The 24,160-nt window shown below is 64.6% G+C and carries 23 protein-coding genes; 13 read left to right on the forward strand and 10 right to left on the reverse strand.

What is annotated here, in order from left to right; all coding sequences use genetic code 11:
* Positions 1-17: 17 nt before the first annotated feature.
* The 3 genes from ACSQ3L_RS03075 to ACSQ3L_RS03085 are packed head-to-tail and all read right to left on the reverse strand — an operon-like array spanning position 18 to position 4,199.
* Positions 18-1,505, reverse strand: coding sequence for an aldehyde dehydrogenase (locus ACSQ3L_RS03075; RefSeq protein WP_436158594.1), 1,488 nt, complete (start codon positions 1,503-1,505; stop codon positions 18-20).
* On the reverse strand, positions 1,502-2,695 hold the full coding sequence (locus ACSQ3L_RS03080; RefSeq protein WP_436158595.1) for a cytochrome P450: 1,194 nt from the start codon (positions 2,693-2,695) through the stop codon (positions 1,502-1,504). Before ACSQ3L_RS03080 ends, ACSQ3L_RS03075 begins: the two co-directional genes overlap by 4 nt.
* Positions 2,696-2,750: 55 nt before the next feature.
* On the reverse strand, positions 2,751-4,199 hold the full coding sequence (locus ACSQ3L_RS03085) for an APC family permease (RefSeq protein ID WP_436158596.1): 1,449 nt from the start codon (positions 4,197-4,199) through the stop codon (positions 2,751-2,753).
* Positions 4,200-4,356: 157 nt separating this feature from the next.
* On the opposite strand from ACSQ3L_RS03085, the gene ACSQ3L_RS03090 reads away from it, so the two are divergent.
* Genes ACSQ3L_RS03090 through ACSQ3L_RS03115 form a run of 6 tightly spaced genes read left to right on the forward strand, consistent with a single transcriptional unit; the run spans position 4,357 to position 10,803 of the window.
* Positions 4,357-5,127, forward strand: a complete 771-nt coding sequence (locus ACSQ3L_RS03090; RefSeq protein WP_436158597.1) for an IclR family transcriptional regulator — start codon at positions 4,357-4,359, stop codon at positions 5,125-5,127.
* Positions 5,127-6,407 (forward strand): Tm-1-like ATP-binding domain-containing protein, encoded by a 1,281-nt coding sequence (locus tag ACSQ3L_RS03095; protein ID WP_436158598.1) that lies wholly within the window; start codon positions 5,127-5,129, stop codon positions 6,405-6,407. The genes ACSQ3L_RS03090 and ACSQ3L_RS03095 overlap by 1 nt, the downstream gene beginning before the upstream one ends.
* Positions 6,404-7,072: an HAD family hydrolase gene (locus tag ACSQ3L_RS03100; protein ID WP_436158599.1), complete on the forward strand. Its 669-nt coding sequence runs from the start codon at positions 6,404-6,406 to the stop codon at positions 7,070-7,072. Before ACSQ3L_RS03095 ends, ACSQ3L_RS03100 begins: the two co-directional genes overlap by 4 nt.
* A gap of 20 nt (positions 7,073-7,092) precedes the next feature.
* A complete protein-coding gene (locus ACSQ3L_RS03105) occupies positions 7,093-8,442 on the forward strand; it encodes an aminotransferase class III-fold pyridoxal phosphate-dependent enzyme (protein WP_436158600.1) in 1,350 nt (449 codons plus the stop codon).
* Between the two features lie 34 nt (positions 8,443-8,476).
* Positions 8,477-9,784, forward strand: coding sequence for an aminotransferase class III-fold pyridoxal phosphate-dependent enzyme (locus ACSQ3L_RS03110; protein ID WP_436158601.1), 1,308 nt, complete (start codon positions 8,477-8,479; stop codon positions 9,782-9,784).
* A complete protein-coding gene (locus ACSQ3L_RS03115) occupies positions 9,781-10,803 on the forward strand; it encodes a phosphotransferase enzyme family protein (protein WP_436158602.1) in 1,023 nt (340 codons plus the stop codon). Before ACSQ3L_RS03110 ends, ACSQ3L_RS03115 begins: the two co-directional genes overlap by 4 nt.
* A 22-nt stretch (positions 10,804-10,825) precedes the next feature.
* On the opposite strand, the gene hpaH is transcribed toward ACSQ3L_RS03115, so the two are convergent.
* The 5 genes from hpaH to ACSQ3L_RS03140 all read right to left on the reverse strand — a co-directional run bounded on the left by hpaH (position 10,826) and on the right by ACSQ3L_RS03140 (position 15,650).
* Positions 10,826-11,632 carry a 2-oxo-hept-4-ene-1,7-dioate hydratase gene (gene hpaH / locus ACSQ3L_RS03120; RefSeq protein ID WP_436158603.1) on the reverse strand — a complete coding sequence of 269 codons (807 nt, stop codon included), beginning with the start codon at positions 11,630-11,632 and terminating at the stop codon, positions 10,826-10,828.
* Positions 11,629-12,501, reverse strand: a complete 873-nt coding sequence (locus tag ACSQ3L_RS03125) for a fumarylacetoacetate hydrolase family protein (RefSeq protein ID WP_436158604.1) — start codon at positions 12,499-12,501, stop codon at positions 11,629-11,631. Before ACSQ3L_RS03125 ends, hpaH begins: the two co-directional genes overlap by 4 nt.
* 238 nt (positions 12,502-12,739) lie before the next feature.
* Entirely contained in the window at positions 12,740-13,720 is a 981-nt protein-coding gene (gene hpaD, locus ACSQ3L_RS03130; protein WP_436158605.1) for a 3,4-dihydroxyphenylacetate 2,3-dioxygenase, read from the reverse strand.
* Positions 13,721-13,734: 14 nt separating this feature from the next.
* Positions 13,735-15,252 (reverse strand): 5-carboxymethyl-2-hydroxymuconate semialdehyde dehydrogenase, encoded by a 1,518-nt coding sequence (hpaE, locus tag ACSQ3L_RS03135; RefSeq protein ID WP_436158606.1) that lies wholly within the window; start codon positions 15,250-15,252, stop codon positions 13,735-13,737.
* 11 nt (positions 15,253-15,263) lie between these two features.
* A complete protein-coding gene (locus ACSQ3L_RS03140; RefSeq protein WP_436158607.1) occupies positions 15,264-15,650 on the reverse strand; it encodes a 5-carboxymethyl-2-hydroxymuconate Delta-isomerase in 387 nt (128 codons plus the stop codon).
* A gap of 216 nt (positions 15,651-15,866) precedes the next feature.
* On the opposite strand from ACSQ3L_RS03140, the gene hpaR reads away from it, so the two are divergent.
* Entirely contained in the window at positions 15,867-16,262 is a 396-nt protein-coding gene (gene hpaR / locus ACSQ3L_RS03145; protein WP_436163374.1) for a homoprotocatechuate degradation operon regulator HpaR, read from the forward strand.
* Between the two features lie 286 nt (positions 16,263-16,548).
* Here hpaR and ACSQ3L_RS03150 read toward each other — a convergent pair whose 3' ends face one another.
* Positions 16,549-17,058 (reverse strand): flavin reductase, encoded by a 510-nt coding sequence (locus ACSQ3L_RS03150; RefSeq protein WP_436158608.1) that lies wholly within the window; start codon positions 17,056-17,058, stop codon positions 16,549-16,551.
* A gap of 6 nt (positions 17,059-17,064) precedes the next feature.
* Positions 17,065-18,609 (reverse strand): 4-hydroxyphenylacetate 3-hydroxylase N-terminal domain-containing protein, encoded by a 1,545-nt coding sequence (locus ACSQ3L_RS03155; RefSeq protein ID WP_436158609.1) that lies wholly within the window; start codon positions 18,607-18,609, stop codon positions 17,065-17,067.
* 93 nt (positions 18,610-18,702) lie between these two features.
* Between ACSQ3L_RS03155 and ACSQ3L_RS03160 the strand changes: the two genes are divergently transcribed.
* From ACSQ3L_RS03160 to ACSQ3L_RS03185, 6 genes are all read left to right on the forward strand, one after another.
* Complete coding sequence (locus ACSQ3L_RS03160; RefSeq protein WP_436158610.1) at positions 18,703-19,572, forward strand: helix-turn-helix domain-containing protein; 870 nt, start codon at positions 18,703-18,705, stop codon at positions 19,570-19,572.
* A 155-nt stretch (positions 19,573-19,727) separates the two neighbouring features.
* Positions 19,728-20,216 (forward strand): hypothetical protein, encoded by a 489-nt coding sequence (locus ACSQ3L_RS03165; protein ID WP_436158611.1) that lies wholly within the window; start codon positions 19,728-19,730, stop codon positions 20,214-20,216.
* Between the two features lie 431 nt (positions 20,217-20,647).
* Positions 20,648-21,742, forward strand: a complete 1,095-nt coding sequence (locus ACSQ3L_RS03170; protein WP_436158612.1) for a transporter substrate-binding protein — start codon at positions 20,648-20,650, stop codon at positions 21,740-21,742.
* Positions 21,739-22,356 carry an ANTAR domain-containing response regulator gene (locus ACSQ3L_RS03175; RefSeq protein WP_436158613.1) on the forward strand — a complete coding sequence of 206 codons (618 nt, stop codon included), beginning with the start codon at positions 21,739-21,741 and terminating at the stop codon, positions 22,354-22,356. Before ACSQ3L_RS03170 ends, ACSQ3L_RS03175 begins: the two co-directional genes overlap by 4 nt.
* Positions 22,334-23,242 (forward strand): ABC transporter permease, encoded by a 909-nt coding sequence (locus ACSQ3L_RS03180; RefSeq protein WP_436158614.1) that lies wholly within the window; start codon positions 22,334-22,336, stop codon positions 23,240-23,242. The genes ACSQ3L_RS03175 and ACSQ3L_RS03180 overlap by 23 nt, the downstream gene beginning before the upstream one ends.
* Entirely contained in the window at positions 23,239-24,159 is a 921-nt protein-coding gene (locus ACSQ3L_RS03185; protein ID WP_436158615.1) for an ABC transporter permease, read from the forward strand. Before ACSQ3L_RS03180 ends, ACSQ3L_RS03185 begins: the two co-directional genes overlap by 4 nt.
* Position 24,160 lies beyond the last annotated feature (1 nt).

Raw genomic sequence — 24,160 nt, forward strand, 5'->3', positions numbered from 1 at the left:
CAGCGCGACTGTCGCTCTCAAAGCGCGATCCAGGCGGTCTTAAGATCGAGGTATTTCTCCAGCGCGTGCAGCGACTTGTCGCGGCCGAAGCCGGACTGCTTGACGCCGCCGAGCGGCACGGTGATGTCGGCGCCGCCATAGGTATTGACGTGGACGACGCCGGCATTGACGGCACGCACCATGCGATGCGCGGTGGAAAGGTTCGCCGTCCACACCGCCGAGGCAAGCCCGTAGACGGTCGAATTGGCAAGCCGCACCGCTTCTTCCTCAGTGTCGAAGCGCATGACGCCGAGCACCGGCCCGAACACTTCTTCGCGGGCCAGCTGCATCTCCTGCGTGACGTTCTCGAAGATCGTCGGCGCCATGTAGCTGCCGCCGGTCTCCACCAGAATCCGTTCGCCACCGGTGACCAGCCTTGCGCCTTCCTCGGCGGCCCTGGCGACGAAGCCGAGATTCTTGTCGAGCTGTTCGGCGCTCGATACCGCGCCGATGTCGCTGGCCAGATTGAGCGGGTCGCCGACCTTAAGCCGCGTGGTTGCCGCGAGCAGCGCGTCCATGAAGCGGTCATAGACCGACGCCTGGACGAGCAGGCGCGAGCCGGCGACGCAGACCTGGCCGGAATTACGAAAAATGCCGTTGGCCGAGACGATTGCCGCCTGTTTCAGGTCCGGGGCGTCGGCAAAGACGATGTTGGGTGACTTGCCGCCGAGTTCGAGGAAGACGCGCTTCAGATTGGAGCGCGCGGAGTATTCAAGCAGCCGCCGGCCGACCGGCCCCGAGCCGGTAAAGGCGATGCCGTCGACGTCCATATGCAGGCCGAGCGCTTCGCCGGTGACCGCGCCACGGCCGGTGACGACGTTGAGCACGCCGGCGGGCAAGCCGGCCTCGCTTGCCAGCTCGGCCAGCCGCAGCAGCGTCAGCGAGGCGATCTCCGGCGGCTTGACCACCACGCAATTGCCGGCGGCCAGCGCCGGCGCGATTTTCCAGGCGCCGATCATCAGTGGAAAATTCCACGGCACGATGACGCCGACGACGCCGAGTGGCTCCTTGTGGATCAGACCGAGCACATTGTCGGCCGTCGGCGCGATCTCGCCATAGACCTTGTCTATCGCCTCGGCATAGTAGCGGAGGGTACCTGCGGCCGAGAGCGGTTCGGCCTTGTAGGCCATGCCGATCTCGGTGCCATTGTCGCGCACGCCGAGCACGGCCAGTTCGTCGGCATGCTTTTCGATAAGGTCGGCGAACCTTATCAGCACCTTCTTGCGAAAGGCCGGTGCTGAGCGCGACCACGAACCCTTCTCGAACGCCTTGCGCGCCGACATGACCGCGCGGTCGATATCGGCGGCAGTGCCGTCGCCGATGCTGGCGAAAGGCCGTCCGTCGATCGGCGACGTCACTGGCAGCGTTGCGCCGCTTGTCCCCTCGGTCTGCACGCCATCGATGAATAGGCCCCGCGCGCCGATCTCCGTCCTGCGCAGGGTGTCGATGGCATTCTGGCTGATCATTGGTGGCGGCCTCCCAGGGAAATATGCAGTGTGGTTGGCGCGCGGAACTCCCAGCCGCGAAACACCGGTTCCTTGCCCAGCACAAGGCTGAGATCGGGAAACCGTTGCAGCAGCAGCCTTACCGCAAGGCACATCTGCTCGCGCGCGAAAAACCGGCCCGAACAGAAATGATGGCCGAAGCCGAAGGCGGCATGGTTGCCCTCATCGCGGTTGATGTCGAACCGGTCCGGGTCGGCAAAGCGGCTCTCGTCGCGGCTTGCCGAGGAGACAAGCGCGGCGACCGCGGCACCGGCCGGGATCGTCACGCCGCCAAGCTCGACCGCCCGCGTCGTCTGCCGTGTTTGCGTGCCGATCGGCGCCACCCAGCGCAAGCCTTCATCGACAGCCCTGGGTACGAAGGTCTCGGGATCGGCGAGCACCTGTTGCAATTGCTTGGGGTGCGCCAGCAGACCGGCGAGGATCGAGCCGGCGCCATGTCCGGGCTCCTGCATGCCGCCAAGCAGGATGACCTTGATGCTCGGCATCAGGAAGGCGATCGGCCGCGTCGCGCCTTCCGGCATGCCGTCATGCAGCATATGCGACAGCGCCGAGTCATCCGGCTGGCGCGCAAGCCTTTCCAGCGTCGGCAGGATCGCGTCGCCTACCTCGGCGCTGATCGCATCGGCGATCTCTTGCCGCTTCGGGTCGTTCTCGAAATTGATGGCGCCCTGGGCGAGACCGTAGAACCAGCGGCGACGCGTCGGCATGTCGATGTCGACAAGGCCGAGCGAGCGCGCCAGGCTGAGCGTCGATGCCGGCTCGAAATAATCGGCCATCAGCTCGGCGGAGCCTTGGTTGGCGATCCGGTCGAGATAGGGCTCGGCGATCGATCGCACGAGGTCGCCGGCATAGGCGGCGACGGTGCGCGGCCGGTATTTCGGGTCGACGCCCTGGCGCAGATCCTTGTGAACATCGCCGTCGGTGGTCAGGATGGTCGGCTTGCCGAAAGACCGCTCGACGGGCGACGAGCCGACGACGGCGGAGAAGATGTCGGGAGACTTGGCGACGCTCTCGACATCCTTCCAGCGGGTGACGAACCACAGATTGACCGCAGGCACGAAAGCGACCGGCGCGCTGCGCCTGAGTTCGGCATAGATCGGGTAGGGATCGGCTTCCAACGCCTCGACGGTAATGTTTTCGGCAAAGCTCAAGGCCGCACTCCCTTTGTCGTGGAAAGGGGCGACGTGGCACGCCGCCCCTTGCGTCTCAATCTTTCAACGGCTGACCGAGATTTTCGAAGGCTAAGGGATCGCGGCTCTTCAGCGCGCTGGCCAGCAGCAGGCCGACGATCGCGGCGATCAGCACCAGCCCCGGCAGGAACACGCCGAGGAAGCCGCCGGCCCCGGACAGGCTGCCGAAATTGATGACGATCAGGTAGATGATGATGACGAAGGCGACGAAGGTGAGACCGGGCAGGATGGTGGTCTTCAGCGCGTTCTCGTGGGCCGCCGGGTTGGCCCGGAAGAACATCACCACGGCCAGCGATGCCACCGCCATCATGACGATGACGCCGAGCGTCGCGACATTGGTCAGCCAGGAGAACAGCGCCAGCACCGGATCGAGGCCGAGTACCGCGAACAGCCCGACGACGACGGCTGCCAGCACGCTCTGGATGACAGATGCAACATGCGGGCTCTGGTGCACCGAATGCGTCACGCCGATTATCTGCGGCAACAGTTTTTCGCGGCCCGAGACATAGATATAGCGCGCAACCGCATTGTGGAACGCCAGCACGCCGGCAAACAGGCTCGACACGAACAAGACGCTCATCGCCTGAGACAGCATCGTTCCGGCGTAGCGGTCGGACAGGCCGAACAGGAAGGTCGTCGGATCCGGCAAGCCCTGCAGCGTCGGCAGCAGCTTGTCGACACCGGCGCCGACGGCCATCAGCCACGCCGTGAGCATGTAGAAGACGCCGATCAGCACGACCGAGAAATAGGTCGCGCGCGGAATAGTGACCTTTGGGTCGCGGGCTTCCTCGGCATAGATCGTCGTCGCCTCGAAGCCGATGAAGGCGGCAAAACAGAACAGGATGGCGATGGCCGGCGAGCCGCTGACGATCTGGCTCCAGCTGAACGGCGCCGCCGACAGGCCGCTGTCGCCGCCGGTCCTGAGGATGGCGATGTCGAGCACCAGCACCACCAAATATTCGCACAGCACCAGCACCGTCAGGATCTTGGCCGACAAATCGACCTGTCGATAGCCGAGCACGGCGACCAGCGCGATGGCGACAAAACTCCACACCCACCAGGGCAGGTTGATGCCCCAGCCGGCGAACAGGCCGGCGGTTGCGGCACCCAGCAGGCCCATGACACCGATCTGCATGGCGTTGTAGGACAGGATGGCGATCAGCGCCGTGGCGCCGCCGGCCATGCTGCCGAGGCCGCGCGCGGCATAGGCATAGAAGGCGCCGGCATTGCCGACATGGCGTGACATGGCGACATAGCCGACCGCGAACAGAAGCAGCAGCACCGTCACGATCAGATAGGTGCCGGCAAAGCCGGCGCCATTGCCCATCAGCATGCCGAGCGGCGTGCCGCCGGCGACCGCGGTGAGGGGTGCGGCGGCCGAAATCACCATGAAGGTGATGGCGCCGACGCCAAGACTGTTCTTGCGCAGCCTGTTGGCCGGCGCCTGTTCCGAAACTGCTGTCATTGATCCCTCCTATTTACCGGCCGAATGGCCTGTCCCATGCACTCTGGTGGTTGGTTCATTATTTGAACCGTTATTTTGAATATAGACTTGCAAACAAAGCCGATGCCTGTCAAGTTAATTCACACGTTAAATGATTGACTCGAACCGGGAGGCAAATTTGGGTACGGTCGGAAAAGCGATCACGCTTCTGGAGCTGTTCAGCGTCGACGAGCCCGAGCTCGGCCTGTCCGATCTGGCGCGCCGCTCGGGCTTCGACAAGGCGACGACGCGGCGACTTCTGGTTGCACTGACTGTCCATGGCTTCGTCGAGCAGGATGCCGGCACGCGGCACTATCGCCTCGGCGCGGGCTTGTCGCGGCTGGCGCGCATCCGCGAAGCGCGCTTTCCGTTCCTGCAGACGGCGGTTCCGCTGGTGCGGGACCTGGCCAGTTCGACGGCCGAGACTGTGCATTTGTCGGAATTCGGGGTCGACAGGCTGGTCACCGTCCATGTCGAACATCCGGCGCGGGCAAACCGGGTCAATGTCGATATCGGCCAGCTGCTGCCCCTGCATTCGACCGCCTCGGGCATTGCCTATCTGGCCTTCGCCCGCGACGAGACCGTCGAGGCCTGCCTTGCGGGTTCGCTCGACGCCTTCACTGCGCATACACTGATCGAGCCGGCCGCCATCTCCAGGTCCATGGGCGAGGCGCGCGAGCGCGGCTATTCGATCTGCGACCAGGGTTATGAGGAAGGTGTGATCAGCGTCGCGGCAGCGATCCGCGCGGCGGACGGCTTTGCGCTCGGCACCATCGCGGTGGCGGCGCCGAAGGCCAGAACGACGGCAGCCGCGATCGCGGAACGGGGACTTGCGGTGATGGAAGCGGCACGGGAGATTTCGATGCGCCTCAACGGCGAGAACCTGCAAACCCTGAGGAGGCAGGCCTGATGTCCGCAGACACTGCGCCCCGCATCCTGGTCATCGGCACTGGCGACACCAAGGCCGAAGAGCTGTTGTTCATGAGAGAGTGCATCGAGGCATCCGGCGGTAGCGCCGTGATGATGGATGTCAGCGTGCTCGGCGACCCGCCCTACAGCCCGGATCACGACAAGCATGCCGTGGCGCGAGCGGTCGATGTGACGATCGCCGAGATCGTCTCGAGCGGTGACGAAAACACCGCCATGACGCTGATGGCCGGCGGCGCCGTGCAGCTGGTGCGTCTGCTTCACCAGCGTGGCGAGATCGACGCCTTCATCGCCATAGGCGGCTCCATGGGAACCGATCTGGCGCTCGACGTGGCGCTTTGCCTGCCGCTCGGCGTGCCGAAATTCGTCGTCTCCACCATCGCCTATTCGCACCTCATCCCGCCCGAGCGCGTCGCCCCCGACCTGATGATGATCCTCTGGGCGGGTGGGCTGTACGGCCTCAACAACATCTGCAAGCTGGTCCTGTCGCAGGCCTGCGGCGCGGTTGTCGGTGCGGCGAAAATCGTGCAGGCGTCTCGCGCGTCGGCGCAGGCAACGGGGCCGACCATCGGCATGACCTCGCTCGGCGGCAGCTGCCTGCGCTACATGAAGACGCTGAAGCCGGCGCTGGAACGGCGCGGCTATGACGTTGCCGTCTTCCACACCACCGGGATGGGCGGCCGCGCCTTCGAATCGATCGCCGGACAGGGGCATTTCTGCGCGGTGTTCGACTTCAGCCTGCAGGAAATCACCAATCATCTCGCGGGCTCCGTCGTCAGTTCCGGCGCCGACCGTCTGGAGAATGCCGGCGCCCGCGGCATTCCGCAGATCGCAGCACCCGGCGCGGTCGACATGGTCGACCTGCCGACCTGGCAGGATTTGCCGGCTAAATTCTCGAAGCGGCCGTTTCACGCCCACAACAGGCTGATCGGCTCGGTCACTGTCGATGCCGATGATCGCCGCCAGGTCGCCAGGACGATCGCCGCCAAGCTCGGCGCCGCGAAAGGCCGCTCCGCCTTCATCCTGCCTGCAGGCGGCATCCAGGAGTGGGATACGCGGGGTGAGCCGCTTTATGAACCCGAGGCCCTCGCCGCCTTCGCCGATGAAATGCGCAAGGCCATTCCCGCCGGTGTCGAGTTCCACGAGATCGACGCCCACATCAACAGCGACGACTTCGTCCATAAGGCGCTCGAAATCTTCGACCGCTGGGTCGAGGAAGGCATTGTCCCGCGCGGTGTACCAGTCAAGGGAGTGGCCGCGTGAGCGCTCCTCCCGCCCAGGCGCTTGTCCTCGATTTCGGCGGCGTCGTCACCCGCACGCTGTTCGAGACCCACGCCTTGACCGAACAGGCGCTGGGCCTTGCGCCGGGAACGCTGCAATGGCGCGGTCCGTTCGATCCGGACGGCGATCCGCTGTGGCGCGCCATGCAGGCCGACGAGATCAGCGAGCGCGACTACTGGCGCACCCGCACCAACGAAGTCGGCAATCTCGTCGGCGAAGACTGGCAGGCGATGGAGACTTTCGTCCAGCGCGCACGTGGCGCGGAGCCTGAAAAGGTGGTGCGGCCCGAGGCCGTCAGTGCCATTCGCACGGTGCATGCGGCCGGTTTTCGACTGGCCATCCTGTCTAACGAGCTCGACCTTTTCTACGGCGCCGATTTCCGCCGGCGGCTGCCACTGCTCGACGTGTTCCACGTGATCGTCGACGCCACTTACACCGGCATCCTCAAGCCCGATCCGCGTGCCTATGCCTTGGTCACCGAGGCGCTCGGCCTGCCGGCCGGCGCTTGCGTCTTCGTCGACGACCAGCAGCGCAATGTCGATGGCGGCTGTGCTGCCGGCATGCGCACGGTTCATTTCGACGTCGCTCGCCCGGCCCAATCCTATGCCGAAGCACTCGGCCATTTCGACCTCGTTTTAGCTGCCTGAGATTTTCGCGGAGCCCTTTCATGCGCGACATTAATTTCCTCACCGAGACCAACGCCAAGCCGATCTGGCATCCGATGGCGCATCCGGCCGAGATGCGGGCCAATCCGCCAAAGGTGATCATGAAGGGCGTGGGCGTGATGGTCACCGACATCGCCGGCAACACCGTGCTCGATGCCGTCGGCGGCCTGTGGAACGTCAATCTCGGCTACAGCTGCGCCCCGATCAAGAAGGCGATCGCCGACCAGCTCGGCGCGCTGCCCTATTATTCCGGCTTTCGCGGCACCTCGACCGGGCCGTCGATCGAGCTCGCTTACGAACTCTGTGAATGGTTCGAGCCAGAAGGCATGGTGCGGACCTTTTTCACCTCGGGCGGCTCGGATTCAGTCGAAACAGCACTTCGGCTGGCGCGGCAATATTGGAAGATCCGCGGCCAGGCCGACCGGACAAAATTCCTCGCTCTGAAGAAGGGTTATCACGGCACGCATTTCGGCGGCGCCTCGGTCAACGGCAACGCCAATTTCCGCCGCAACTACGAGCCGCTGCTGCCGGGCGTCTTCCACATTCCCGCGCCCTGGACCTTCCGCAACCCGTTCGACGAGACCGACCCGGAGCGGCTGGCGAGACTGTGCGCCAAGGCGCTGGAGGACGAGATCGCTTTCCAGGGCGGCGACACCATCGCCGCTTTCATCATGGAGCCGGTGCTGGGCGCCGGCGGCGTCATCGTTCCGCATGAGAGCTTCATGCCGCTGGTGCGCGAGATCTGCGATCGCCACGAGATTCTTTTGATCGCCGACGAAGTGGTGACGGGCTTCGGCCGCACCGGCGCATGGTCGGGTTCGCGGCTCTCGGGCGTGAAGCCGGATTTCATGACCATCGCCAAGGCGATCACCTCCGGCTACTTCCCGCTTGGCGCGACGCTGATCGGTGGCAAGGTCGCCGATGTCTTCGAGGCCGACAAGACCAGTTTTGGTGCGATCGGCCATGGCTATACCTATTCCGGCCACCCGGTCGGCTGCGCGGCGGGTCTGGCGGCCCTTGCCGAGACCAAGCGGCTGCGCCTCAACGAGAACGCGGGTGCACGGGGCGTCGAACTGGCAGCCGTGCTGGAAGGGCTGAAGGCCAGGCATGCGATCGTCGGCGATGTCAGGTACAAGGGTTTGATGGCGGCGCTGGAGCTGGTCTCGGACCGCACCACCAAGAAGCCGGCCGACAAGAAGACCCTGGCCGTGGTTTCGGAGGCGGCCTACGAAGCCGGCGTCATGCTGCGCGTCTCCGGCAACACCGTCATCTTGTCGCCGCCGCTCATCATCAGCGCCGCCGATGTGACGAAGATCGGGGAAGCATTGGATGCAGGCCTGTCGAAGGTCTGACGGGTCGGCTGTTACAACGGAGTTTGGTATACACATGGCTCAATCGCAGGAAAAAATAACCGAGGAAGCGCTGGTTAGCCGGCGTTCGCGCCTGCTCGGCGCGAAATCGCAATTGTTCTACGACGAACCCGTGCATCTGGTGCGCGGCGAAGGCGTCTGGCTCTACGATGCCGACGGCCGCAAATATCTCGACGCCTACAACAACGTCGCCCATGTCGGCCACTGCCACCCGCATGTGGTCGAGGCCTTGTGCCGGCAGGCAAGCTTGCTCAACACCCACACGCGCTATCTGCACACCGCCATTCTCGACTATGTCGAGCGGCTGACGGCGACCTTCGATGCCAGCCTGTCGACCGCGATCCTGACCTGCACCGGCAGCGAGGCCAACGACATCGCGCTGCGCATGGCGCAGGCCGCCACCGGCCGCATGGGCATCATTGCTACGGACGCCACCTATCATGGCAACACCACGGCGGTTTCGCAGCTTAGCACCCGCATGCCGCCGGTCGGCGGCCGCGCCCACAATGTCCGGCTGGTGCCGGCGCCCGACAGCTATCGCCATCCGGATACGATGGCCAACGGCAAGGCTTTTGGCGACGCGGTGCGGGAAGCCATCGCCTCGCTGGCAAAGGACGGCATCGGCCTGTCCGGCATCATCCTTTGCCCGCTGCTCGCCAATGAAGGCTTCCCAACGCTTCCCAATGGATTTTTCGACGATGCCATGCGTGTCGTGCGTGAAGCGGGCGGCCTGGTCATCGCCGATGAGGTGCAGCCCGGTTTCGGCCGCACCGGCAGCCATTTCTGGGGCCACCAGCGCGCTGGTTTCGTTCCCGACATCGTCACCATGGGCAAGCCGATGGGCAACGGCCATCCGATCGCCGCCGTGGTCACATCAAGGGACACCCTGGCGACCTTCCGCAACGCCTTCCGCTATTTCAACACTTTTGGCGGCAACCCGGTTTCCTGCGCGGTGGCGAATGCCGTTCTCGATGTCATCGAGCAGGAAAATCTCGTCGCCAACGCGCGCGACGTCGGCGCCTATGCGCTCGGCCTGCTGCGCCCGCTGGCCGATCGCCATGAATGCATCGGCGAGGTCAGGGGCGCCGGCCTGTTCTTCGGCGCTGAGCTGGTTCACGACCGCAAGACGCGCGAGCCGGCACCCGACATTGCCGAGCATGTCGCCAACCGGATGCGTCATCGCGGCGTGCTGATGGGCAAGACCGGCATCCACGGCAATGTGCTGAAAATTCGTCCGCCCATGCCGTTCTCGCGCGACAATGCCGACTTCCTGATCGGCGTCCTCGACGACGTGCTTGGTGAAGTCGGCGGAGTGAAGGCGTGAGCGCTGTTTCCGCGCAACCCGAGCCAGAGACGGCAGCTTATGTCACGGCACTTGCCAGGCGCGCACTCCAACATTGGGGCATTCATGACGGTGAGCCGGAGCTGCTGAAATACCGCGAGAACGCGGTGTTTCGCGTCATCTTGCCCGATGGCCAGCCGGCTGCCATGCGTATTCACCGGCTCGGCTATCACACGGATGCCGCGCTGCGCTCGGAACTGCAATGGATGGGCTTTCTGAAATCCGCAGGCATCGCCACGCCGTCTGCGGTCGCGACGCAGGCCGGAGAGCTGTTCGTGCACGTCAGCACGGCCGCCTCGGTACAGCCCCGGCAAGCCGATTGCCTGAGCTGGCTGGAAGGCCGCGCCGTCGGCGCGCGCGGCGTGCCGCTGGACTACACGCCCGAGCAGGCAAGACAGGTCTTTACCGCTATCGGCCGAACCATCGCCCACATGCACAATGTCACAGCAGCCTGGACGCCGCCCGCAGGCTTTGCCCGTCATGCCTGGGATTTTGACGGTTTCTTCGGTGCGAGCCCGAACTGGGGCCGTTTCGAGACCTCGCCCTTCCTCGACGGCGCCCGTCGCGAACTGGTCTTCCAGGCGCGGGAAAAGGCCGTCAAGGCGCTGTCGGAGCATGAACGCAGCGCCCGCAATTTCGGCATCATCCATGCCGATCTGGTACGCGAGAACGTGCTTGTCCATGACGGTGCGATCCGCATCATCGACTTCGACGATTGCGGCTATGGCTGGCACATGTACGACCTTGCCGTCGCGCTGTATCAGAACCGCGAGGAGGCGATCTACCCGCTGATCGAGGCCGCCCTGCTCGACGGTTATCGGCGAGAGCGCGAACTGACCGCTCAGGATATCGCCGCGCTGCCGCTGTTTTCGGCCTTGCGCGCCTTCGCCTTCCTCGGCTGGGTGCAGAGCCGCGTCGAAGGCGACATCACCAGGGAGGTCGGCCAGCGCATGTCGGCCATCGCAGCCGATGTGGTGATTGCCTATCTGCGAGGCGAGTAACGCCTTGATACGAACGGGCTCGTTAGCCCTTCGCGAAATGGATGCTGACGGTTCCCGAACTGCCGAAATCGGCGACGATCGTGTGGCCGGGCCGCGCCTCGACCGGGCGCACGAACGAGCCTGACAGCACCACCTCGCCGGCAGCGATCGACATGCCGTAGCGGGCGAGCCTGTCCGCCAGCCAGGCGATGCCCATCGCCGGATGGTTGAGCACACCGGCGCCAAGCCCTGTCTCCTCGACCTCGGCATTGCGCGAGACGATGGCGCCAATCCAGCGCATGTCGGCTTCATCAGGCCGCTGCGGCCGGCCGCCGATGACGATGCCGGCATTGGCGGCATTGTCGGAAATCGTGTCGAAGAAGGTGCGCACCTTGTTCGTCTCGGCATTGACGCGCTCGATGCGGGTGTCGAGGATTTCCAACGCCGGCGTGATGTAGTCGGTGGCGTTGAGCACGTCGGAGATGGTCACGCCGGGGCCTTTCAGCGGCGCCTTCATGACAAACGCGATCTCTGCCTCGACGCGCGGCTGGATGAAGCGGCCGACCGGAACCGTCGCGCCGTCGTCGAAGAACATGTCGTCGAACAGCACGCCCGAATCCGGCGTATCGATGGCGAGCGCATATTGCATCGCCTTGGAGGTCAGGCCGATCTTCCAGCCCTTCGGCTTCAGCCCGGCATCGATCTTGCGCGTCACCAGCGCCGCCTGCACGCGATAGGCATCTTCCATCGTCGCATCGGGAAAATCGAGGCTGAGCAGGCGGATCTGGCGACGCGACCGCTCGGCCTCGAACAGCCGTGCCGCCGCATCTTCCACTTGCTCCGGGGTCATTGTCCTGCCTCGTCGACGACGCCGTTTTGAAGCATGCCAATGCCATCGGCCTCCACCACGATCACATCGCCCGGCTTCAGCCAGATCGGCGGCTCAAAGCGCGCGCCGGCACCCGTCGGCGTGCCGGTGACGATGATGTCGCCCGGCACCAGTGTGGTGAAGGTCGAGACATAGGCGATAATCCTGCGGAACGAGAAGATCATGCGGCTGGTGCGGTCCTGCTGGCGCAGCTCGCCGTTGACGCGGGTGGTCAGCGCGATGTCGGCGATCTGCGCCTCGTCGGTGAACGGCACCAGCCAAGGGCCGATCGAGCCGCTGCGATCGAAATTCTTGCCTTGGGTGACGTTGAACTTGGCATGGCGCACCCAGTCGCGGACGGTGCCTTCATTGCACAGCGACAGTGCCGCGATATGGCTGAGCGCCTCGGCCTCCGGGATGCGCCGGCCGGTCTTGCCGATGACGATGACGATTTCGCCCTCATAATCGAGCTGCGGGGATTCTGGCGGCCGCACCAGCGGCGCGCCGTGGCCGACAAACGAACGCGGAAAACGAATGAACAGCGACGGGTTAGAGGGCGCTGCCTGGCCGTCCTTGTACTCCTCGTTGCGGTCCTGATAGTTGACGCCGACGCAGATGATCTTTTCCGGTAACGGGATCGGGATTTCGTAGACGATGGCGTCGAGCGGGAAGTCCGGGGCAAACGCCTCGGCCTCTTCCGCGAGCCGCCGCAAGGCGCCGGCCTCGATCACTTCGCGCAGCGTCGGCCACTGGCTGTAACGACCCGACAGGTCGACGACACCCTTGCTCGTGATCGCGCCATAGCGCGCCTTGCCGCCGACGGTGAAGGTGGCGAGCCGTGCGGGGTTCATGCAGGGGCTCCGGCGATGGTGAATATGGGCGAGGTGGGAGCTCTACGGCGCCCCCCTCTGTCCTGCCGGACATCTCCCCCTCTTGGGGGGAGATTGGATGTCATCTCCGCCTTCGCCAATTTCCAACGCTGCAAGAGAGGCGCCGACCATGGGCCTAGCCAATCTCCCCCCTTGAGGGGGAGATGTCCGGTAGGACAGAGGGGGGCGACACGGAACGCTGACATCTCCGAATTCCCGTCTAAGGCGCTATGATCGGCGAAGCCGCCAGATCCGGCTGACGCACTACAACCCCGGCAAAGCTGCTGCCCTCCTCGAACCAGCTTTTCGGCGCCGGCGCGCCCCACAGCGTCTGGCGTTGCGGGTCCTTGAGGTCCCATTTGATCGGCTCGAGGTCCGGATCGACCGTCTGGTAATCCGAGCAGTAGATCTCGATACGATGGTTGTCCGGATCACGGACATAGAGGAAGAAGGCGTTGGAGATGCCGTGCCGGCCGGGGCCGCGTTCGATGTTCGGCAGATAGCCGGTCGTTGCCATCAGATCGAGCAGGTCGATGATGTTGAGCGGCGTCGGCACCCAGAAGGCGACGTGGTGCAGGCGCGGCCCGATGCCGTTGGTGAAGGCGATGTCATGGACGCCGCCCTTGCGGTGCGTCCATGCAGCCCACAGCTTTCCGGTTGCAGCATCCTCGGTGTATTCGGTCACCCGGAAGCCGAGCTCGTTGTAGAAGGCGACCGACTCGTCGACATTGGGCGAGAAGCAGTTGAAGTGGTCGATGCGCAGCGGCTTGACGCCCTTGTAGAGCGCGTATTTCTGGTGGATCGGCGGCAGCCGCTCCATCTGCGCGTAGAATTCGAGCGGTATGCCGTGCGGATCGCGCGTGCGGAAGGTGCGCGACTGGTAGGGCCGCTCGACCCATTCCACTGGCAGGCCTTTTCCCCCAAAGAAGTGCTCCGCCTTGTCGAGATCCTCGTCAGAAAAGACCTTGAAGCCGAGGTCGCGTGCTTCGGCTGTGGCCGCCTTCTTCAGCACGATGCAATGATGCCCGCGCTCCTCCAGCGCCCTGAGATAGATGGTGTCCGATGTCTCGTCGGTGACCTGCAGGCCGAGCGTGTCGACATAGAAGGCGCGGGACTTGGCGAGGTCGGTGACGGCCAGCTCGACATGGCTGAGGCGCACGATATTGAAGGCCGGATAGAGATTGGGCTTGGGCAGGGGCATCTGATTTCCTCCGGTCAGCCGCCGAGTTTCTGGATCGCGTGCGCGGTCGTCGCGAAGGCTACGTTCTTCGTCTCCATGTAGAAATTGAAGGAATGGTCGCCGCCGTCGCGGCCAATGCCGGAATTCTTGACGCCACCGAAGGGGGTCGGCAAATGCCGCACGTTCTCAGAGTTGACCCAGATCATGCCGGCCTCCAGCGCATCGGTGAAGCGAAAGGCGCGGGTGACGTCCGAGGTCCAGAGATAGCCGGTCAGGCCGTATTGTGTGTCGTTGGCGAGCGCCAGCGCTTCCGCCTCGTCCTTGAAGGAAATGGCGGTCAGCACCGGCCCGAAAATCTCTTCCTGGGCAATACGCATCCTGTTGGTGGCGCCGACAAACAGCGTCGGGCTGACATAGCAGCCGCCACCCGGACCGGCGAACTTGCCGCCGCCGGCGGCGACCACCGCACCCTCCGATTTGCCGACCTCGATATAGGAAAGCACCTTTTCCTCGTGCTCCGGATGGATCAGCGGGCCGACCACCGTTTTCGGATCGAGCGGATGGCCGATCTTGATGCGTTTTGCCTTCTCCGCCACCAGATCGGTGAATTTGTCGTAGACCGAAGCTTCGACCAGAAGCCGCGACGACGAGGTGCAGCGTTCGCCATTCAGCGAATAGATCATGAATACGGCGGCGTCGGCGGCGCGCTCGAGATCCGCGTCGGCAAAGACGATCACCGGGTTCTTGCCGCCAAGCTCGAAATGCACGCGCTTCAGCGTGTCGGCGCCCTGCCGCATGATCATCGAGCCGGTGCGGCTTTCGCCGACAAAGCCTATCGCCTTGATGTCGGGATGCTCGGTCAGCGCCTTGCCGGCATCTTCGCCCAGACCGTTGACCAGGTTCCACACACCCTTCGGCAGGCCGGCCTCCTCGGCGATCTCGACCAGCAGGCGGGCAGTCAGCGGCGAGAATTCAGCCGGCTTATGAACCACGGTGCAGCCGGCCGCCAGCGCCGGCGCGATCTTCCAGGTCGACAGCATGAACGGCGTGTTCCACGGCGTGATGATGCCGACCGGGCCGATCGGCACCCGTGTGGTCAGGTTGACCTGGCCCGTTGTCCGTAGCGTCGCGCCGTCGCGCGCTTCGGGCGCGCGGTCGGCGAAGAAGCGGAAATTCTCGGCACCGCGCAACGCCGCCTTGGCCATGAACTTCAGCGCCTGGCCGGTGTCCATGCATTCGACGAAGGCGATCTCCTCGGCGCGCGCTTCGATCGCGTCGGCGATTTTGTGCAGCAGCCTCTTGCGCGCCTCGCCCGGCATGGCTGCCCAGGCAGGGAATGCCGCCTTGGCCGCTTTGGCCGCGCGGTCGATGTCGGCGCCACCGCCGCGCGCCACGCGCGCCAGCGGCTTCAGGTCGACCGGCGACAGCGTTTCGAACGTCGCGCCGTCGAGCGCCGGCACTGCCTCGCCGTCGATCTGGTTCAACACGCAATCGCGCTTGAAGCGGGCCAGATAGGCCTCGGCCTTGTTCAGATTGCCTTGCAGGTCGGACATATCGGGTTCCGTCACTTGCCGCGCAGTCGCGGGTGGATTGCGTTTTTCTTCCAACTCAACACCGGGTCGATTTCCCGGATCTCGAGCGACAGGGCGAAATGCGGGGTCTCGAACAAGGTGGCCAGGTATGCGCTCACCGCCGCGAAGACGGCCTCGCCGGTCCGCTTCTTGTCGTCGGCGCTGCGGCCGGTGCCGATGCGAAACGACATGTCGATGAAGGCGTTTTCCGGCAAGCTGTCGGCCATCGCGTAGGCCTCTGCGCGAAAGGCCCGTACCCGCACGGCGCCGGTCTCGAACAGCCCGGTGTCCAACACGGTGCGCAACACCAGCGCGCACAATTCGCCCATATCGACCTTGGCATCGAGATTGGCCGAATACTCGATGGAGAAGTGAGGCACGGCGTCTCGTTCCCTGGTCTATTGCCTTGTTATAATTAACGCGTTAATTACATGCGGCGTCCCTGAAGTCAAGCCTTGCATCGGGCTTGGCGCAACGATACGCAGGAACGGGCCTCGGCGGGCGGATTCGGCCCGGGGGAAGGCCTGGTTTCGATCGCAAGCCAGCGTGGGAGTTTCCTTTTCTTGCTGCCTGAAAACACTCGTCGTTCCCTGCCGATGGCGCTGCTCCATGCCCGCGAAGCGGTGATGGCGCGGTTTCGCCCGATGCTTGCGGCGCATGACGTGACCGAACAGCAATGGCGCGTGCTGCGTGTGCTCAGCGAAGCCGGCCCGGTCGAGGCGACCGAACTTGCCGATCGCGCATCGGTTTTGCCGCCGAGCCTGACGCGCATCATCAAGGCGCTCGAGGGACGCAAATTCATCACCCGCAACAAGGCCGAAGACGACGGCCGTCGCGTCGTGCTGACCATTGCGCCCGCCGGCTCCGCTTTGATCGACGCCCTGTCGCCCGAGCGCCGCGTGATTTACGACGACATCGAACAGCGTTTCGGCCACGAGAAGCTTGAGCAGTTGCTCGACCTCCTGGAAAGCTTGATCGACGGCGAGAGCTGAGCCTTTTCGGCAGGCAGATACATAGCCTTGGATATTGGCGAGACCCCATCGCTTCGTCATCCTATGGCGGAGCAAGGAGCGAAGCGACGCGGCTCAGACCATAGTATCCATGCCGGGACTCCTGAGCGCCCGCCACGGTGGAGAATTCTGCTCCGCTGCGCCCTACGACTGAGGTCGCGGCATGGATCCTCGGGTCTCCGCGACGGAGCTTCGCTCCTGCTTCGCCCGTGGATGACGACGTTGGGAAGGCTTCGCCTCCATCCCCTGTCAACGCCATCAATTGCCTTCACCCGCCAAAGCTGCCGAGCCGCGTTGGCTGCGTATAGCTGCGATCGACATAGAGTAGGGCCGAACCGCCACTGCCATGCCGGACATCGATGACGCGGCCGATCATGACGTTGTGCGTGCCGACAACATGAACATCCTCGATCTCGCAATCGAAATTGACGATCGCATCCGACAGCGCAGGCGTGCCGGAGGTCAGCGTCTGCCAGCGCGCCGAGGAGTAGCGCGCCGCCATGTCCCTGGTCGCGCCGGCGAACTTTCCCGCCAGATGCATGTGGTCATGTGTCAGCACGTTGACGCAGAAGCGCCGGTTCGACAGGAACATGGCGGCCTGCGTCGAGCGCCCGTTCATGCACACCAGCAGCGTCGGCGGCTCATCGGAGACGCTGCACATGGCGGTGGCGGTGAAGCCGCCGCGCCCGGCCGGCCCATCGGTGGTGACGATGTTGACCGGTGCGCAGACCCTCGCCATGGCGTCGCGGAAATCGGCTTTCGAAATCTGCGTGGCCATCTGATTTCACTCGGCCATTGAAGCAAGCGGATCGAGCCAGGTGTCTCCCGTCCAGCCATTCTCGTCATAGTCGGCCATACAGGTGTCGACCAGCTCTTCCATCGCCTTCAGCCGTCCGCCGCGCTCGGCGCCCTTCAGCACCTGCAGCCGCACCTCTTCCGGCGCGCCGGCATAGTTGAGCTCGTAGAGCGCGTGGCGGCCGCCGAACTCGGTGCCGGTCGCGTCCCACAGCAGCTTCATGATCTTGATGCGCTCGATGTGCCCCATGTCGTTGGAACCGCGCACATATTGCGCCAGATATCTGTCGATCTCGGGATTGTTGAAGTCGCGCACCGACGACGGCAGGTAGATCAGCCCCGAGGCGATCACCCGGCGAACGGTGTCGATGACGCGCGGATAGGCTTCCGACATGAAGGTCCGGTAGGCGAGTGCGGCTTCCAGATTGGGCAGCACCGCGCCATTCGCCCACGGGATCGGGTTGTAGGCCATGGCGTTGGAAAAACTCCAGAACATGTGCCTGAGCGCAATGACCTCGCCAAGTGCCGCCTGGTTGCCGCGGAAGGCATCGCCGCCGGTGGCGCGCAGCGCCTTGGCCAGCAGGCCGGCGAGGAAGTCGAGCTTGACGGCAAAGCGCGTGCAGCCCTGGAAGCAATAGCCGTGCATGAAGCCGGACGCCGGATGGAAGGACAGGATTTTCTGCGCATCGCGCAGCACCAGCACGTCCTCCCAGGGGATGAAGACATTGTCGAGCACCAGGATCGCGTCGTTCTCATCGAAGCGCGAGGACAGCGGATAGTCGAAGGGTGTCGCCACCGTGTTGGCCGTCTGCTCGTAGGAGACGCGGCAGAACATCTTTATCCCAGGCGCATTCATCGGCACGATGAACATCACCGACAGCGACGGATCCTCGGTGACCGTCGCCGAGCCCTGCGCCAGGAAATTGTAATGAGTTAGCGCCGAGGACGTCGCCACCACCTTGGCGCCGGAGACATAGATGCCGGCGTCCGTCTCCCGGGTGATGTGGACGAAGACATCCTTCACCTGTTCGGCCGGCTTGTGGCGGTCGATCGGCGGGTTGACGATGGCGTGGTTCATGAACAGCGCCGCTTCCTGCGCACGCTTGTGCCATGACAGCGCATTGTCCTTGAACGGCCCGTACCAGTCGGCATTGGCGCCCAGCGTGTTCATCAGCGCCGCCTTGTAGTCGGGCGTGCGCCCCATCCAGCCATAGGACATGCGCGACCACTCGGCGATCGCAGTCTGCTGGGCGACAAGCTCAGCCGAGGATTTGGCAACGCGAAAGTATTTGTGGGTGTAGCCGCCCGAGCCGGTGTCCGTCGGCGAGGTCAGTACATCGCGTCGTTTGGCGTCATGCAAGGCGTCGTAGAGCCGTGCCAGCGACCGCGCCGAATTGCGCATCGCCGGATGCGTGGTGACGTCGGCAACGCGTTCGCCATTGATATAGACCTCGCGCCCGTCGCGCAGGCTCTCCAGATACTCGGCCCCGGTGAACGGACGCCCCTTGTCGGCGCGGAAGTCTTCTGATCGCATGATATTCCTCCACTTGCGGTAACGACTGTAGCGCCTGGACCAGGGATCGGTTATGGACGGAACGGCAAAACCGATTGGACTTTTTCCGGCGTCATGAGCCAGAATTCCATCCCCGACTTCTTCGTCTATGGCGAGCCTGTGCGGCCGCTCGATGTCGGCTTCCTGCATGTCGAGACGGTGCTTGCCCGCAGCAATATCCATCTTGGCCAGGTCGCGGCGCACAAGCACCCGCAGATGGGCCAGATTACCTACTGGACCAGCGGCTCCGGCACCTACCGCATAGAAGACCGGTCCTGGGACTTTTCGGCGCCGGCTGTCAGCTTCGTGCCGAGCAACGTCGTGCATGGCTTTTCGATAGGACCCGGCACCGACGCCATCGTCGTCTCGGTCGCCGATGGCGCGCTTGCCGCAATCGCCGGTCACAGCCTGCTGCCGCTGGACAGGCCGGTCTTCGCCGACCGCCGGCCGCAGCACGCCGCGTGGGCAAGGCTGGCGGCGGTTCTGGAGATGATCGCCGCCGAATACGCCGAAGCCCAGGCCGGCAACGACAGGGTGCTGCCGGCGCTGATCGCCGTCGCGCTTTCCCACATCGCGCGCCTCAGTCCCGGTGCGACCGCCTCCGCCGCATCTTCCGATGCTTCGCTGGCGCTGGGCCTGCGTCGGCTCGCCGATAGGCATTTCCGCGACAACTGGCCGGTCGATCGCTACGTCGAGGCGCTGGCCACCACGCCGCATCTGCTCGACAAGGCCGCCCGCGCCGTGCTGGGTGCCGGCGTCAAGCGGGTCGTCAGCGAACGGCGGATGCTGGAGGCCAAACGCCTGCTGCTGTTCACCGTACGCACGGTCGAGGACATCGCCTACGAAATCGGCTTCGACGATCCGGCGTATTTTTCACGGTTCTTTCGAGCGCGAGTCGGCGAAGCGCCCGCCGCCTGGCGGCGGAAGCAGTTGCAGGAGCGTTGATCGTGTGTTGAGCGCGTTAGCGCCTAGTCGTCGCTCAGGCGCACAGCCACTTTTTCGTGAAGCTGAACGGGTTGATCCGATCGCCTGTCTGCCTAGGTAGAAGGGAGCGGCGGGCGCCAAGCAAATCTGACAATCGGACCAATCTGACAGTCGGCATGACATTTTCCTGCATTCGAAAGCTTGCGCTTCCTGTTCTCATCGTTGGCATCCAGTCTTCCTGCGTCATTCCCGACGATACGTCGCGCATCGCCAAGGTTGACCCCACCGTGGCGGCGGCTCGCAAGGAGATGGTCGGCCTCAGCGAAGCCGACATCCGAATGTGCGCGGGGTTTCCGACCGCCACCGCGGACGCTGGCCGATCGGGCCAGATCTGGACCTACAAGCGCATCGTTCAGCGCGGCAATCTCAGCGTTGTCGTCCCAACCCTGGCGGTAGGCGCGATCCCGGCGGTCGGCGGCTCCGTCAATGTCGCTCCCGGCGGTTATTGCGACACGCAGATTCGCATGGTCGACGGCCGCGTCGCCGAAGTTGCCTATGCCGGCGACAACAATTTGCCGAACAGTCGCGACGCGCTTTGCGTCAGCACGGTGGACGCCTGTGTGGCCTACGCTCGCCAACGCAGTCAGAGGCCGGTAGCCAGATAGCTGGTGGCAACGAAGCAGCGATGGCATTGGTGCTGCCCGCGGATATCGCAGGGCTCCGAACTCAGGTTAGCAAAAGGCTTGACGACAGCCAGTTCGGCGGTGTCGGCAGCTTTTCATAATAGGAATTTTTTCTTGACCCCTGAGGGCAGCTATGCTACATTTCTGCTTACGGTGCTGATTTGCGCCAGTGACCCGCAGCACAGGCGGGTTTTTCTTTGATGCTCCGTCAGTCAACGCGTCGGTGAAGGCTCCGATGAACCCGTTAACCCGAGTTCGCAGCCCTGGCGGATATCGTTGAGGGCTTGACTGAGCCGCCGGACAGAATACGCTAGCGCAAAATACCGGCTCTGATCGCCGGGCGGCAAGAATGCCTCGTATGCCTCGCCCTTCCGGCGCTGGCTGCGGGGCATTGTCATTTTTGGGGATCTGTTTTGAAACGGCGCATCGAGGTCGGTATCCTGTATTCCCGCTCGGGGAGCTATCAGCTCGTCTCCGATGCGTGCCGCATGGGCGCGATGCGCGCCATCGCCGATATCAACGCCGATCGCCGGTATGGCATCGAGCTGGTGCCGGTCGAGCGCGATCCGCAAAGCAATGCCGATCGCTACGCAACGCTTTGCGAGGACATTTTCAGGACCAGCAGCGCGCGCCATGTCGTCGGCTGCGTCACCTCCTGGAGCCGCAAGGAAACGATCCCGGTGCTTGAGAAGGCGGGCGGCATGCTCTGGTACGCCTGCCCCTATGAGGGCTTCGAGGCCAACGAGCACGTCGTCTACATGCACGCTTGCCCCAACCAGCATCTGGTGCCGCTGATGGCCCATGTCGTGCCGCGTTTCGGCGCCAACGGCTTCCTGCTCGGCTCGAACTATATCTGGGGCTGGGAGATGAACCGGGTCGCGCGCGACCTGATCGCGGATGCCGGCGGCAAGGTGCTGGGCGAGCGCTATCTGCGCATCGGCGAGACCGACGTGTCGCGCCTGATCGCGGAGATCCGCGCGACGCGGCCGAACTTCATCCTCAACAATCTGATCGGCACCTCGTCCTACGCCTTCCTGGCCGCCTATCGCGACTTGGGCGACGAGTATCCTGCCTTCCGCCCGGAAGTCTGTCCCGTCATCTCCTGCAACCTTACCGAAGGCGAGCTGCCGGCGATCGGCGAATCCGGGAAAGGGCACCTATCGGTTGGGCCGTATTTCGCGCCGCGCCCGGCCGCCTTCGCCTCGTCCTTCGAGGCCTCCGCCTATGCCTCCGTGCAAGTGATGGCCGACGTGCTCTCCGGCAATCCTGACGCCGGCCAGGCGGAATTCTCAAAAACCTTCGCCGAACGCCGCTTCTCCACCCGGCTCGGGCCGATCGCCATCGACGCCCACTCCCAGCACGCGACGCTGCCGGTGATCATCGGGCGCATCGCGGACGGCTTCTTCGAGGTCGTCAGCCGCGAAGACGAGGTCGCGCCGGATCCTTATCTGTCGCGCTACGACCCGGCAAAAACATTCGGCCGCCCGCGCCTGAGGGTGGTGTCGTGACAAGAATCCCACGCATCCCCAATCTCGGCGGCGCCAGGGCCTTCATCCTGCACCGCCCGCATCCGACGGTGCAGGCGATCACCAGGCAATTGTCGGCTATCGGCCTGATCACACGGGACTGCTGGCCGGAACTGCCGCCCGAGGCGCTGGCGGCCGATTTCGTCTTCTTCGACGCGGATCTCGGCTTCGACGAGCAGTTCCCGTGGAAGCCGGGCGAGGCGCCGATGCCGCTGGTGGCGCTGATCGGCTCCGAAGCGCCCGGCCGCATCGAATGGGCGTTGTCGCACAAGGCCGACGCCCAGCTCCTGAAGCCGGTCGGCAATGCCGGCGTCTACAGCGCGCTTTTGATCGCGCGGCAGAGTTTTGAGGCGCGCAAGCACCTGGCCGGCGAAATTGCCTCGCTTCGTCAGCGCGTCGCCGAGCGCCAGACCATCGTGCGCGCGGTGACCGCGCTGTCGAAAGGAACCGATGACGGCCGCGCCTATGCGCAGCTTCGCTCGCTGGCGATGAGCTGGCAGATCAGCGTCGAGGATGCCGCGCGCCGTATCGTGGCGATGACAAGTGAAGAAGCAACGGAAGAAGAAGGCGGCGATGACCAGTCCCATCGCGCCTGATCTCCCGGCCACCGGGCGCATGCCGATCAAGCCGCGCGCTGGCGTCTGGCGCCGGCTGGTCAGGCGCCGTCTGGCGCTGCTCGGGCTGGTGATCGTCGCCATTGTCGTTGCCGGCGCCGTCCTGGCGCCATGGCTGACCGGCTATGATCCCAACGAGCAGATGTTCGACGGCCTGACCATCGAGGGCTCGCCCTTGCCGCCTGATGCAAAATTCTGGCTCGGCACCGATCTGCTCGGCCGCGACCTCCTGACCCGCATCCTCTACGGCGCCCGCACCTCGCTGATCATCGGCATCGTCGCCAATGGCGTGGCGCTGTTGATTGGCACGCTAGTCGGTGTTGTTGCCGGTTATTTCCGCGGCTGGATCGGCAGCGCACTGATGCGCTTCACCGATTTGATGATGGCCTTTCCCGCGCTGCTGCTCGCCATCTGCCTGGCGGCGGTGTTCGAGCCCAGCCTGTGGATCGTCGCCATGGTCATCGCGCTCGTCAACTGGGTGCAAACCGCGCGCGTCATCTACACCGAAACCTCTTCGCTCGCCGAACGCGAGTTCATCGATGCCGAACGCACCATCGGCGCCAGCGCGCCGCGCGTCCTGTTTCGCCACATCCTGCCGCATCTCCTGCCGACCATCATCGTCTGGGGCACGCTCGGCATCTCCACCACCGTGCTGCTGGAGGCGACGCTCTCCTTCCTCGGCATCGGCGTCCAGCCGCCGACGGCGTCCTGGGGCAACATCATCTTCGAGAACCAGACCTATTTCCAGGCGGCACCTTGGCTGGTGTTCTTCCCTGGCGCCGCGATCCTGGCGCTGGCGCTGGCCTTCAACCTGATCGGCGACGCGCTGCGCGATATCCTCGATCCGACGCAAAGGGGGCGGGCATGATCGCCTATCTCGGCCGCCGCCTGATCCAGTCGCTGCTCATCCTGCTCGGCGTCTCGCTGATCACCTTCGCGCTGCTCTATCTCCTGCCGGCCGATCCGGTGCGCCAGATCGCCGGCCGCAGCGCGACGCCGCAGACGGTCGAGAACATCCGCCAGCAGCTCGGCCTCGACCAGCCCTTCATCGTCCAGTATTGGCGCTATCTGATGAAGCTCATCAGCGGCGATCTCGGCCGCTCCTACATCCAGCGCTCCGAGGTCACCGAGCTGATCGTCTCGCGGCTGCCGGCGAGCCTGCTGCTGATGGTCGGCGCCATCCTGTGCGAGCTGCTGCTCGGCCTGAGCATGGGCCTGATCGCCGCCGTCAAGCGCGGCACCGCCACCGACCAGACGCTGATGGTCGCCTCCTTCGTCGGCGTGTCGGCGCCGCAATTCGTCGTCGGTCTGCTGCTGCTCTACGTCTTTGCCGTGCGGCTGAGCTGGTTTCCGATCGGCGGCTACGGCACCTGGCGCCATCTGGTGCTGCCGTCGCTGACCATGGGCATCCTCGGCGCCGGCTGGTACGCCCGCATGATGCGCTCGTCGATGATCGACGTGCTGCGCCAGGACTATGTCCGCACCGCCCGCGCCAAGGGTCTGGCGCGACGCGCGATCCTCTTCCGCCATGCACTGCCCAACGCCATCCTGCCGGTCATCGCCATGATCGGCATCGACATCGGCATCTTCATGGGCGGCATCGTCGTCGTCGAAAGCGTGTTCGGCTGGCCCGGCATCGGCCAACTCGCGTGGCAGGCCATTCAGCGCGTCGACATCCCGATCATCATGGGGGTCACGCTGGTGTCGGCCTTCGCCATCGTGCTCGGCAATCTCTTGGCCGACATCATCGCGCCCTTCATCGACCCGCGCATCAAGCTCAGATGAC

This window comes from Mesorhizobium sp. LjRoot246, assembly GCF_964254115.1.
In the GTDB taxonomy this organism is placed as follows: Bacteria; Pseudomonadota; Alphaproteobacteria; order Rhizobiales; family Rhizobiaceae; genus Mesorhizobium.